The sequence below is a fragment of the Glycomyces lechevalierae genome, from assembly GCF_027622945.1.
In the GTDB taxonomy this organism is placed as follows: Bacteria; Actinomycetota; Actinomycetes; order Mycobacteriales; family Micromonosporaceae; genus Glycomyces; species Glycomyces rutgersensis.
Genome location: NZ_JAPZVQ010000005.1, coordinates 59,798 through 72,029, shown reverse-complemented (window position 1 = coordinate 72,029; position 12,232 = coordinate 59,798). Strand labels below are relative to the sequence as shown.

At 71.2% G+C, this 12,232-nt stretch carries 8 protein-coding genes and 1 tRNA gene; 6 read left to right on the top strand and 3 right to left on the bottom strand.

Annotated elements, in window-relative coordinates; all coding sequences use genetic code 11:
- Positions 1-95 precede the first annotated feature (95 nt).
- Positions 96-827, bottom strand: a complete 732-nt coding sequence (locus tag O2L01_RS10685; RefSeq protein ID WP_270121916.1) for a DsbA family protein — start codon at positions 825-827, stop codon at positions 96-98.
- A gap of 69 nt (positions 828-896) precedes the next feature.
- Between O2L01_RS10685 and O2L01_RS10680 the strand changes: the two genes are divergently transcribed.
- On the top strand, positions 897-2,567 hold the full coding sequence (locus tag O2L01_RS10680) for a copper resistance CopC/CopD family protein (RefSeq protein WP_270121915.1): 1,671 nt from the start codon (positions 897-899) through the stop codon (positions 2,565-2,567).
- A 21-nt stretch (positions 2,568-2,588) separates the two neighbouring features.
- Here O2L01_RS10680 and O2L01_RS10675 read toward each other — a convergent pair whose 3' ends face one another.
- Positions 2,589-3,446 carry a TatD family hydrolase gene (locus O2L01_RS10675; RefSeq protein ID WP_270121914.1) on the bottom strand — a complete coding sequence of 286 codons (858 nt, stop codon included), beginning with the start codon at positions 3,444-3,446 and terminating at the stop codon, positions 2,589-2,591.
- A gap of 584 nt (positions 3,447-4,030) precedes the next feature.
- Here O2L01_RS10675 and O2L01_RS10670 point away from each other — a divergent pair.
- A complete protein-coding gene (locus tag O2L01_RS10670) occupies positions 4,031-5,152 on the top strand; it encodes a hypothetical protein (RefSeq protein WP_270121913.1) in 1,122 nt (373 codons plus the stop codon).
- A gap of 49 nt (positions 5,153-5,201) precedes the next feature.
- Here the strand turns inward: O2L01_RS10670 and metG are convergent, their stop codons facing one another.
- Positions 5,202-6,995, bottom strand: a complete 1,794-nt coding sequence (metG, locus tag O2L01_RS10665) for a methionine--tRNA ligase (protein WP_270121912.1) — start codon at positions 6,993-6,995, stop codon at positions 5,202-5,204.
- 137 nt (positions 6,996-7,132) lie between these two features.
- On the opposite strand from metG, the gene O2L01_RS10660 reads away from it, so the two are divergent.
- The 4 genes from O2L01_RS10660 to O2L01_RS10645 all read left to right on the top strand — a co-directional run bounded on the left by O2L01_RS10660 (position 7,133) and on the right by O2L01_RS10645 (position 12,058).
- Entirely contained in the window at positions 7,133-7,870 is a 738-nt protein-coding gene (locus O2L01_RS10660; RefSeq protein ID WP_270121911.1) for a hypothetical protein, read from the top strand.
- Positions 7,871-8,136: 266 nt separating this feature from the next.
- Positions 8,137-10,278, top strand: coding sequence for a transglycosylase domain-containing protein (locus O2L01_RS10655; RefSeq protein ID WP_270121910.1), 2,142 nt, complete (start codon positions 8,137-8,139; stop codon positions 10,276-10,278).
- Between the two features lie 65 nt (positions 10,279-10,343).
- Positions 10,344-11,909, top strand: a complete 1,566-nt coding sequence (locus O2L01_RS10650) for a dolichyl-phosphate-mannose--protein mannosyltransferase (protein ID WP_270121909.1) — start codon at positions 10,344-10,346, stop codon at positions 11,907-11,909.
- 76 nt (positions 11,910-11,985) lie between these two features.
- Positions 11,986-12,058, top strand: a tRNA-Ala gene (locus tag O2L01_RS10645).
- Positions 12,059-12,232: the final 174 nt, after the last annotated feature.

Sequence of the window (12,232 nt, the reverse complement as noted above, 5' to 3'; positions counted from 1 at the left end):
GGGGGGGCCCCCCCCCCCCCCCCCCCCCCCCCCCCCCCCCCCCCCGCGGGGGCCCCCCCCCCCCCCCCCCCCCCGCCCCTTGCCGAAACGAACGGTCAGCCCGCGATCGCGGCCTCGACCTTGTCGGCGAACGTCGAGTTCTCGACCTTCTCGCCGTTCACCTTCGCGGTCGGCGTCGCGGTGATGCCCTGGTCGGTGGTGGCGTTCGTGTTGCCCTCCTGGACCCATCCGCGGTACGTGTCGTCCTCCACACAGGACTGCCAGTCGCCGTCGAGGCCCACGTCCTTGCCGATCGAGATCAGCTCGTCATCGGTGAGGCCCTCGCTGTTCTCGGCGGGCTGGTTCTCGTACAGCGCCAGCGTGTAGTCCAGGAACTGCTGCTGGCCGGCGTCGGCCGCGCACACGGCGGCCGCCGCCGCGCGGCTCGAGTACTCGGTGCCGGAGCTCAACCGGTCGAGGATCGTCAGCGGGTGGTAGTTCACCGTGACCGAGCCGTCGTCCACCCACGACTGGATCTGCGCCGAGTACGCGGACTCGAACTGGTTGCACGCCGGGCACATGTAGTCGATGAAGAGGTCGATCTCGACCGGGCCGTCGCCGATCTGCACCCCGTACGTGTCCGTGACCGCCGCGGACGGCTCGTTCACCTCGAACTCGGGTTGGGTGTTCATCCAGATGCCCCACGCCAGGAGCCCCCCGATCAGCACCACGGCGGCGCCGATCGCCACCCCGAACACGATCTTCCGGCGCTTCGCCTCGGCGGCCTGCTGCCTGCGCAGCGCCTCAACAGCCTGGCGGCGGTCGGTATTCCGGTTCGACTTGCCCATGTGCCTCGCTCAGCCTTTCTCCGGTCCAACTCTCGATTCACGAAGCGGATTCGAGTACGCTCAGCGGCGATGCGATCCCGATCGAACGACAGCCACGCCGCACCAGCGACCCGCTCCGCCTGGTCGTCGCTCGCAGCGGCCCTCGTCGGTGCGCTCCTCGGAGTGGTCTTCGGCGCGCTCGCGGCCTCAGGTGCGTGGGCGCACGCCACCGCCACCAAGACCGAACCCGCCTCCGGGGCGCTCCTGGACGCGCCGCCGAGCGAAGTCGTCGTCGAGTTCAACGAACCAGTCACCCCCGTAGACGCGGCCACCGGCGTGGTGGCTCCCGATGGTGACCGAGCCGACACCGGGCTCACGCAGAACGAGGAAGAGACGACCCTCCACATCGCTGTCGACGCCGACCAGGAGGGCACCTACCTCGTCGGCTACCGCGTCGTCTCCCACGACGGGCACCCCGTCTCCGGCACGTTCACCTTCTCCGTGGGCGCCGAGACCGAGGCGCCCAGCGCCACGGCGCTCACCGCGGGCACCGACCCGTTCGTGCAGGCCCTGCTCTACGGCAACCGCTGGTTCGGCTACGCCGCCTTGGCACTCGCCCTCGGCGCGGGGATCTTCCTCGCGCTCGGCGCCCGCCCGCGCGAGGTCCCGGCGAAGCTGGTCGCCACCGGGCTCGCCGTCGTCGCCATGACCGCCGTGCTCGGCCTGCCGCTCCAGGCCGCGTACGAGACCGGCACCAGCGTCTCCGGCCTCGACGCGGCCGGGCTGCAGGCCGTCATGGAGTCGAACGTGGGCCTCGCGGGGCTCCTGCGGCTCATGCTCGTGCTCCTCGCACTGCCGCTCATGCGCACGGTCGTCACGAGCGAGGAGGAACCGCGGCCACCGCTCGTCGCCGGTCTCGCCGCCGTCGGCGCCGCGCTCACCGCCACCTGGCCGCTCTCAGGGCACCCCATGGCGACCGAGCCCGTGGTCGTCGCGTTCGTCGCCGACCTCGTGCACCTCGGCGCGGCGATGGCGTGGGCCGGCGGTGTGCTCGCGCTCCTCATATTCGCGTGCCGCAAGGGCGTCGAGATCCCCGACAAGACCGCCGAGACCTGGCTCGCGCTCGTGCCCTGGCTCGTCGCGAACGTGCTCGTCGCGGGGGTCGCCTCCGCGCTGCTCCACATCGACTCGATCGCGGCGCTCACCGACACGACCTACGGGCGCTTGGTGATCCTCAAGGCCGTCCTGTTCGCGGTCATCGTGGGCGCGGGCCTGTTCACGCGCCGCGCGCTCGTGCGCCGCGCCGAAGGGCGCAAGCGGCTGCGCGTCACCGCCGGCGTCGAGACCCTGTTCCTCGCGGGCGTCATGGCCGCCGTCGCGGTGCTCGTGCAGGCCGTGCCCGCGAAGACCGCGCTGCTGGAGACCGAGACGACCGAGGCGCAGTCCACCGAGACCGCCACGCTCGTCACCACCGACGTGTACTCCGCGCAACTCGTCCTCGAACCCGGGCGGCCCGGGCCCAACAGCGTGCGGATCCTCGCCGACGACCTCGAAGGGGCGCCGTTCCCCGCAGAGGAGTGGACTGCGACCTATGGGCTCGAAGGCGAAGCGCCCGAGGAGATGCGCCTCATCGAGCTGCGCACCGGGATCCTCGCGGGCGAGGTGAGCCTGCCCGACGACGGGCGGTACCTCTTCACGTTCACGCTCACCGACGCCGAGGGGAACACCGCGACCGCAGAAGCGGCCGTCGACGTCGACTGAACTCCGGGGCCGTGCCGCTGATCACCAGCGGCCGAACGCGGCCTCCGTGTTCGCCCACAGCCGTTCGCACCAGGACTCGAGGTCGCGGTCGAGGTAGTCGGCGAGGAAGCGGGCCGTGTAGTTCGTGAGCGCCGGGTGGTTCCGGTGCCCGCGCACCGGGATCGGCGCCATGAACGGCGCGTCGGTCTCGACGAGGACCAGCTCGGCCGGGGCGACCGAGGCGGCGTCGCGCAGGTTCTGGGCGTTCTTGAACGTCACGTTCCCCGCGAAGCTCATGAAGAACCCGCGCCGCGCGCACTCCTTCGCGAACGCGAAATCGCCCGAGAAGCAGTGCAGGACAACGCGGTCGGGGGCGCCGTCGGCGTCGAGGACCGCGAGCACGTCCTCGTGGGCGTCCCGGTCGTGGATCACGAGGGTCTTGTCGCGCTGCTTCGCGATGTCGATGTGCGCGCGGAACGAGCGCTGCTGCGCGGCCCGGCCGGACTCGTCGGTGCGGAAGTAGTCGAGGCCGGTCTCGCCGAGGGCCGCGACGCGCGGGAGCGCGGCGATCGCGTCGATCTCGGCCAGCGCCGCGTCGAGGTCGGCCTGGCGCGGGGCGTCGTTCGGGTGCAGCGCGGCGGCGGCGAGCACGCGCGGGTCGGCGGCCGCGAGCGCGGCGGACCAGCGGGAGGACTCGACGTCGGTGCCGACCTGCACGACGCGCGCGACCCCGGCGGCCTCGGCCTCGTCCAGGCGGGCCTTGACGCCGGGGGCGTCGGGGGCGGGCACCGGCAGCTCCTCCTCGGCGCCGAAGACGTCGACGAGGTCGAGGTGGGTGTGGCTGTCGGCGACGGGATGCGGCAGCGGTTCGGGCAGCGGCGCGGGTTCGGATCGGTACACGCCTCAACGATGCCACGCCGCACCGCGAGCGGTCCCGGGGTCGGCGGTGCGGGAGCCGGCGGGCCGCCGCGCCGCGCTCGCTCCGCGCCACCGCGCCACCGCGGCGCGGCGGCGCGCGCGATCCGGCAGCATCGTTGACCGCGCCCCGCGCCCCGCGCCCCGCGCCCCGCGCCCCGCGCCCCGCGCCCCGCGCCCCGCGCCCCGCGCCCCGCGCCCCGCGCCCCGCGCGAGCCCACACGATCGGGTGACATTCGCGCCGCCGCCCCCGTTCCTGTCGTACCCGCGCGGGAGGCTTGCGGCCACAGTCCCCCGGGTGGGTGGGGGTTTGGGACGGTATCAACGGTACGGCGCCAATGGAAGCGCTCCTAGCGGAAACCTGGGGTGCGTAATGCTGCCGCCGTAACATCTTCTTCATTTACCGGACATCCACGCCTGACAGGCGGCGCTTACGTTGGCGGACAGTCGAACCACAGGCCGTGGGAACCCAACTACCGTCCGGCGACAGCATCATCCGCGTAAACCGGGTTCTCGACAACGCCGTCGCACCACGCCGTCGCATCCGCGCAAGACGAATCGAGACGCACATGACCCGCGACCTCGCGTCCCGCCGCAACCGCGCCGCAGCGCTCCAGCAACGCCGCCCCGCCGTCCCGGCCGAACCGACGCAACCCCAGACCCTCGTCACCGTCGAATGGCGCGGCGAGAAGTACCCCGGCCTCCCCTTCGCGGACGGCGCCGCCTGGGAGCTGTTCTCCGCCCTCCCGCGCCCCGACTTCCTGGCCAACCCCCGCCCCGGCAGCGACTACCCCTACCGGCACTTCGCCCACGGCGGCGAGGTCCTCCGCGACGGCGTGCCCGTCGCCGTCGCCGACGACCGCTCCCTCACCGTCCCCCTCGCGCCCGGCCTCGACCTCGAGTACGTGCGCCGCCTGACCCAGACCCCGCACCTCGACCCCGCCGCGCGCGTCCTCCTCGACCGCGTCCGCCGCTCCGCCGCCGTCGCCCCCGGGGAGCTGATGGAGCGACCCGTCACCGCTCCGCAGATCGCCCGCCTCATGGAGACCGCCGCCGTCCCCGGCGGGTTCTGCTACCGCCGCTGGGACATCGCGCACCTGCGCACCCCCTCCGCGCGCTCCGTCCTCGGCGGCGAGACCGAGCCGAGCGAGCCGTGGGTGTTCGCCCTGCGCTGGCCCGCCGCGGACCCGTGGGACTACCAGGCGCCAGTCGCCCCCGAATACGAAGGCCTGACGGCGATGCCGTCCTCGGACCGGCGCGGCATGCCCGTGCTCGGGACCGGGTTCGCGATCTCCACCGGGCACCTCATCCCGGAGCACGTCACGGCCGACCTCACCGACCTGCCGCTCCCCGAAGGCGCGCGGATCCTCGCCTTCACCGAGCAGGGCGCCGAGCTCGAACTGTTCGCGTACTCGGGCCAGCAGTGGTCGCCGCTCACCCTCGAACGGCGCGTCGACATCCCGGGCGTCGAGCAGGGCCGCGTCCACCAGGTGCGCCGCGTCCTGCGCGAGGCGAACCACGTCGTGTGGAAGGGCGTCCCGGGTTCCCTCGTGGACGCCGACGACGAGTGGGCGCGGTTCCGGCTCTCCCGCCCGAGCCCGGACGTCCTGTCCCGCACCGGCGCCGAGGCCGTGCGCCGCGGCGTCTACGAGAAATGGGTCGAGCGCGGCGAAGTCGCCCCCGCCATCTGAGCGCATACGGAAAGGGCCCGGCCGGAGCCGGGCCCTTCCGCTTGCGCTCCTAAGCGTTCAGGCGCTCGATCTCCTCGTCCACGATGGACGGCTCGAGCTTCGTGAACACCGGGGTCGGCTTCTCCAGGACGGTGCCCGGCACCAGCGGCACCGACTCCCACTTCGGCACGTCCGAGTAGTCGCCGGTGAGGATCGGGTACGGCCCGTCGGTCGCGCCCTGGCCCTCGTCGAGGTCCGCGACCTCCTCGATGAACGGCATCGGCGCGAACACGCCCTCGCCGCCCAGCAGCTCGTGCACCCGCTGCGACGAGTGCGGCAGGAACGGGCTCATCACCGTCTTCAGGTCCGAGACCGCCTGCAGCACCGTGTAGAGGACCGTGCCCTGGCGCTTCGGGTCCTCCTTCATCTTCCACGGCGCGGTGTCCGCGAGGTACTTGTTCGCCGCCGCGACGGCCTTCATGGCCTCGCCGATCCCGGCCCGGACCTTGTTGGCGCCGATGAGGTCGCCGACGGTGTCGAACGCGGCCTTCGTCGTGGCCAGCAGCTCCCGGTCGACCTCCTCGAGCTCGCCGGGCTCCGGCACGGCCCCGAAGTTCTTCGCGGCCATCGCGATCGAGCGGTTCACCAGGTTGCCCCAGCCCGCCACCAGCTCGTCGTTGTTGCGGCGCAGGAACTCCGCCCACGTGAAGTCCGAGTCCTGGTTCTCCGGGCCCGCCGCGCAGATGTAGTACCGCAGCGCGTCGGGGGAGTACCGCTCCAGGAAGTCGCGCACGTAGATCACGACGCGGCGCGAGGACGAGAACTGCTTGCCCTCCATCGTCAGGAACTCCGAGGAGACGACCTCGGTCGGCAGGTTCAGCTTGCCGAGCGGGCCCGGCTCGCCGCCGTTCGCGCCCTCGCCGTTGGCGCCCAAGAGCATCGCCGGCCAGATCTCGGAGTGGAAGACGATGTTGTCCTTGCCCATGAAGTAGTAGGACACCGCCTCCGGGTCCTGCCACCAGCGCTTCCACGCGTCCGGGTCGCCCGAGCGGCGCGCCCACTCGATCGTCGCCGAGAGGTACCCGATCACCGCGTCGAACCACACGTACAGGCGCTTGTCCGGCCGGTCGATCCAGCCTTCCAGCGGGATCGGCACGCCCCAGTCCAGGTCGCGCGAGATCGGGCGCGGGTGCATCTCGTCGAGCAGGTTCTTGGTGAACCGCAGGACGTTCGTGCGCCAGCCCGTGCGCGTGTCCAGCCACGCGTTCAGCGCATCGGCGAACGCCGGCAGGTCCAGGAAGAAGTGGTCCTCCTCCACGAACTTCGGCGTCTCGCCGTTGATCCGCGACTTCGGGTCGATCAGGTCCGTCGGGTCGAGCTGGCGGCCGCAGTTGTCGCACTGGTCGCCGCGCGCCGAGTCGAACCCGCAGTGCGGGCACGTGCCCTCGATGTACCGGTCCGGCAGCGTGCGGCCCGTCGACGGGCTGATCGCGCCGAGCGTCTTCTTCTGCAGGATGTACCCGTTGCCGTACAGCGTGGAGAACAGCTCCTGCACGGTCTTGTAGTGGTTCCCGGTCGTCGTGCGCGTGAACAGGTCGTACGAGAGGCCCAGCGCGTCCAGGTCCTCCACGATGATCCGGTTGTACTTCGCGGCGGCCTCGGCCGCCGTCAGCCCCTCCGAGTCGGCCTGCACCAGGATCGGCGTGCCGTGCTCGTCCGTGCCCGAGACCATCAGGACGTCGTGACCGCGCATGCGCATGTAGCGGGCGAAGACGTCGGCGGGGACCCCGAATCCTGCTACATGGCCGATGTGGCGCGGGCCGTTGGCGTAAGGCCAGGCCAGCGCGGTCAATACGTGAGTCATACGCCCCATGTTATCGGTCCAGATATCAAGACCGGCACTGTCCGGACCTCTGGACGGCGCACGTCTCGTCTCCCCCGACACGGCGGTCCGGGCGCGATTGCGCCCCGGTTCGCGAATTCGGTGATGCAATAACCGGTATGTCTGGAACCAACCGCGCGGTCGACCCCCCGCACCAGCCCGCGTCCGAGCCCCCGAACGCGCCCGTCCCCGAACTGCCCGCCGCGTACGGCACCGTCGGCGAGCACACCTGGGACCCCGTCGCGGCCGCCCCCCGGCCCGTCTCCCAGCGCGGGCCCCTCGGCTCCCAGACCGACGGCATGGCCGCGATCCGCGCCGTCTGGGAGCGGGCCGCCGAATCCGAGAAGAAGCACGCCAAGCCCGACCGGCCCCAGCGCCGCCGCGAACCCAAGCCGTTCGCGCCCGCGCTCCTCGGCATCCTCGTGTGCGCCTGCCTGCTCATGTTCTTCGCATGGACCGCCGCCCCCGCCCTGTGGATCTCCTTGGGCCACTACGAGTACGGGACCGTGCAGGTCACCTCCTGCGAGGACGGGTTCGCGCCCGCCTGCACCGGCCGCTTCGAGACCACGGACTGGGCGAAGGACCTCCACCTCACCGGCGACGTCACCGTCGACGACGTCGGCGCCACCCTCCCGGCCCGCTCGACCGGGCCCGACGCGCACAGCGCCTACGTCGGCGGCACTCCCGGGCTCCTGCTCCGCTGGGCGCCCTCGCTCGTGCTGTTCACGGCCGTCGCGATCGCGCTCGTCGCCGTCTCCGGCGCCACGAGGCTCTACGAAGGACGCTCCGGCGCGATCGGCCTGTGCTGGGTCGCCGCCGGGGCCGTGCTCGCCGCCGCCCTCGCGTTCGCCTGGTGACCATGCGAACGGCGAGGCGAACGCCGAAACGAACGCACCCCGCGTCCGTCGCCCCCGGTAGCAGCCCGGGCACCCTGTGGGCGGGCGGCGCGCGAGCCCGCGGACGGGTTGTAATGACGCCCACCCGGGTCGGATGGCCCCGCCGCCCGCGAGGCGCGGCGTCGTAGAGTGGACCGGCCCCCCGAAACTCCGCCTGACTCGGCGCTACGCCGCGCCCATTTGCATTGACCGTACCTACCCCGCTCTGGGGCTCCTCGGGAGACAGCGTGAGTGATTCTTCGAAACCGGTGGCGCAGACCTGGTTCGGACCCATCACCGCCGTGCAGCGGCGCGCCATGTTCGCGCTCGTGCCGGTGGCGGTCGCCTTCGGTCTCGTCGTCGGCCTGGCCTTCCTGCCGGTGACGAGCGCCTTCGGCGGCCTCGCCAAGGTCGGCTCCGAGACCGTCCTCGAACTGCCCGACGAGCTCGTGCTCCCGCCCGCGCCCGAGGCCTCCACGCTCTACGCCTCCGACGGCACCACGGTCATCGCCACCTTCGGCGACCAGTACCGGGTGCAGCTCGAGTTCGACCAGATCCCCGAGTCGGTGACCAACGCGCTCGTCGCCACCGAGGACTCGAACTTCTTCGAGCACAACGGGGTCGACCCCGAAGGCGTCATGCGCGCGCTCGTCACCAACATCGCCGACGGCGGCACCTCCGAGGGCGCCTCGACGATCACCATGCAGTACGTGCGGCAGGTCCTCTCCTACACCGCGACCACGCCCGACGAGGTCGCCGCCGCCAGCGAGGTCACCATCGACCGCAAGGTCCAGGAGATGGGGTACGCGCTGGCGCTCGAAGAGGAGATGACCAAGCAGGAGATCCTCACCAACTACCTGAACACCGTCTACTTCGGCAACGGCGCGTACGGGATCGGCGCGGCTGCGCAGGTCTACTACGGGAAGGTCCCCGCGGACCTCACCGTCGCCGAGTCGGCGATGCTCGTGGGCCTCATCCAGTCCCCGTCGAACTACGACCCGATCAACGGCTCGTCCGAGGCCGCGCAGGTTCGCCGCGACCACGTCGTCAACCGCATGGTCGACGTCGGGTTCCTGACCTCCGCCGAGGGCGAGGCGGCGCGGGCCGAGGGCCTCAACCTCAACCCGCAGGAGGCCAACAACACCTCCGGCGGCGCGATCGACTCCGACTACGGGTTCTTCGTCGATTACTTCGAGCAGTGGTGGAACCAGCAGGCCGACTTCGGCGACTCCGAGGAGGTCCGCAAGGCCCGCCTCTACCGGGGCGGCTACGAGATCGTCTCGACCCTCGACGTGGACCTGCAGGACGCGGCGCAGGAGGCGGTCGAGAAGCAGAAGCCGACCGGCTCGGAGTACGCGCTCGGCTCGGTCGTGGTCGAGCCGGGGACCGGCGGCATCCAGGTGATGGCCGTCAACCGCAACTACTCCAACGACACTTCCGACAACGGGCCCAACACCTCGAACTCCGAGTACAAGGGCTCGTACCCGAACACCACGAACCCGCTGCTGAGCGGCAACTCGGCGGTCGCCGGGTACCAGGCCGGCTCGTCGTTCAAGATGTTCACGATGCTCGCGGCGCTCGAAGAGGGCCTGCCGCTTGACACCACGATCTACTCGCCTTACCAGTACACGTCGAAGTACATCGTCGGCGACGGCGAGGCCTCGTGCGGGAACCACTGGTGCCCGAAGAACGCCTCGAAGGGCGAGGTCGGCAACTACAACATGTGGACCGGCTTCGGCGAATCGGTGAACACGTACTTCGTCCAGCTCGCCGAGCGCATCGGCGTCGAGAAGGCCATCAACGTGGCCGAGCGGCTGGGCATCAAGTTCCGGGCCCAGGAGGACCTGAACTTCGTCCAGAACAGCCCGGAGACGTTCGGCCCGTTCGTCCTCGGCGTCACGCAGACCACGCCGCTCGACATGGCCGCCGCCTACGCGGCGCTCCCGGCGGACGGCGTGTACTGCCCGCCGATCCCGGCCGCCAGTGCGACCACCCTGACCGGCGAGACCATCCCGTTCGAGTCCGAGTGCGACCAGGCGCTCAGCGTCGAGGTCGCCCGCGCGGCCGTGGACGCGGCCCGCTGCCCGACCGAATACGGCGCGGCCGCCGGCACCTGCACGTGGGGCACCGCCCCGCAGGTGGGCGCCGCGGTCGACGGGCCCGTCGCGGGCAAGACCGGCACCACCGACTCCAACTCCACCAACTGGTTCGTGGGCTTCACCCCGAACGCGGCCGCCGCGGCGTTCATCGCCGACCCGGACAGTCCGCAGAACCTCGTGGGCAAGGCGAACCTCGGCAAACCCGCCAACGCGGTCGCCGACATCCTCGCCGCCCAATGGGACATGAACGGCGAAGGGGACTTCACGCCGCCGGAAGAACTGGTGCACTGACCGACGGGCAGCTACGGCCTGACGCGACTCGCCACAATGTGTCCTCAGGCCCTAGACTCACCCCGGTGAGCGCCACCGCAGTCCGGCCCGAGCAGCCGCCCGCCGCCTGGCGGCCGACGCCGCTCCCCGGCCCCCTCCCCGCCGTCCGGGCCCGTCTCCAGAGCACCGTCCCCGACGACCGCCGCCGCGCCCTCTGGGTGACCCTCCTCGTCACCGGGATCGCCGCCGCGCTGCGTCTGATCGGCCTGAACCACCCCAAGGGCCTGATCTTCGACGAGGTCTACTACGCGCAGGACGCGCACTCGATGCTCACCTACGGCGTCGAATGGGACCCGGGCACGAACGGCTCCGCGTACGTCGCGCACCCGCCGTTCGGCAAGTGGCTCATCGGACTCGGCGAATGGGCCTTCGGCTACGACGAGGTCGGCTGGCGCATCGCCGCGGCCTTCGCCGGGATCATCGGCGTCGCGATTCTCATCCGGCTCATGCGCCGCCTCACCGGCTCGACCCTCCTCGGCGGCACCGCCGGGCTCCTCCTCGCGGTCGAAGGCAGCCACCTCGTGCTCTCCCGCACGTCCCTGCTCGACATCTTCATCGCCACGCTCCTGCTCGCCGCGATGTACTGCCTCGTGCGCGACCGCGACTGGCGCCGCGCCGGCTGGCTCGCCGCGATCGAGGACGGCCTCGACGCCGCCCGCCGCCGCCCCCGCCTCGGCCTGCCGTGGTGGCGGATCGCGTGCGCGGTGCTCCTCGGACTCGCCATGGCCACCAAGTGGAGCGCCCTCTGGTACATCCTCGTCGTCATGGCCCTGTACATCCTGTGGGACTGGCGGCTGCGCGTCGACGTGGGCGCCCGCAAGCCCTTCCGCGACACCCTCATCTACGAGTTCGGGCAGAACCTCTGGTTCGGGATCGTCGCGATCGGCGTCTACACCCTCTCGTGGACCGGCTGGTTCCTCAACGACACCGGCTCCTACCGGCACTGGCTCGCCGACCAGGGCAAGTCCGAGCCGCCCGTCATCGGCACGCTCGTCAACTGGATGCAGTACCATTTCAGCGTCCTCGAATTCCACGAAGGCCTGCACTCCGAGCACGCCTACCAGTCCTGGCCGTGGCAGTGGCTGTTCGACCTGCGGCCCGTGGTCTTCTACTGGAGCTCGGACGTAAACTGCGGCACGAACGACTGCGCCGGCGAAGTCCTCCTCCTCGGCACCCCGCTCCTGTGGTGGACCTTCGTGCCCGCCGCCCTCGCCCTCCTCGTCTGGGCCCTCCACAAGCGCGACTGGCGCGCCTGGTTCCTCCTCGCCGGCATCGGCGCGGGCATCGTCCCGTGGTTCTTCTACCCCGAACGGACGATGTTCTTCTTCTACGCCGCCCCGGCCGTCCCCTTCTTCATCGGCGCCGTCACCTGGTGCCTGGGGATGATCATCGGCCGTACCGACCGGCGCCGCCGCGACGTCGGCCTCCCCGCCCTCGGCTCACCCGAGCGCCGCCTCACCGGCGCGCTCATCGCCGGGGCCTTCGTGGCCGTCGTCGTCCTCTGCTTCGCCTACTTCTGGCCCATCTACACCGGCGAGGCGATCCCCCGCGACGAATGGCACGCCCGCATGTGGCTCGACTCCTGGATCTGACCGCCCCCAACGAGACCCGGCCCACACGGCACCCTCGCGGCGCCCTCTCGCGGCTGTGCTAATCTTGTCGCCGCAAGGGGCTTTGGCGCAGTTGGTAGCGCGTTTCGTTCGCAATGAAAAGGTCAGGGGTTCGAATCCCCTAAGCTCCACAGAAGTAGACATCGTGTAGAAGAGCGGTCATCGAGTCGATGGCCGCTTTTTTGCTGTTCGAAGGGTGATCCGTTCGAGGCGGTGGCAGCGATCGGGATCTGGCTCTTGAACTCCTGGGGGGTCTCGCCGCGGTGCGGTCGGCGGAACGGGTGCGATGCGCGGTCATGTGACCA

Bases quoted from the DNA above. Each gene is read 5' to 3' on its own strand.
- O2L01_RS10685 (WP_270121916.1), bottom strand. From the start codon at position 827: ATGGGCAAGTCGAACCGGAATACCGACCGCCGCCAGGCTGTTGAGGCG.
- O2L01_RS10680 (WP_270121915.1), top strand. From the start codon at position 897: ATGCGATCCCGATCGAACGACAGCCACGCCGCACCAGCGACCCGCTCC.
- O2L01_RS10670 (WP_270121913.1), top strand. From the start codon at position 4,031: ATGACCCGCGACCTCGCGTCCCGCCGCAACCGCGCCGCAGCGCTCCAG.
- metG (WP_270121912.1), bottom strand. From the start codon at position 6,995: ATGACTCACGTATTGACCGCGCTGGCCTGGCCTTACGCCAACGGCCCG.
- O2L01_RS10660 (WP_270121911.1), top strand. From the start codon at position 7,133: ATGTCTGGAACCAACCGCGCGGTCGACCCCCCGCACCAGCCCGCGTCC.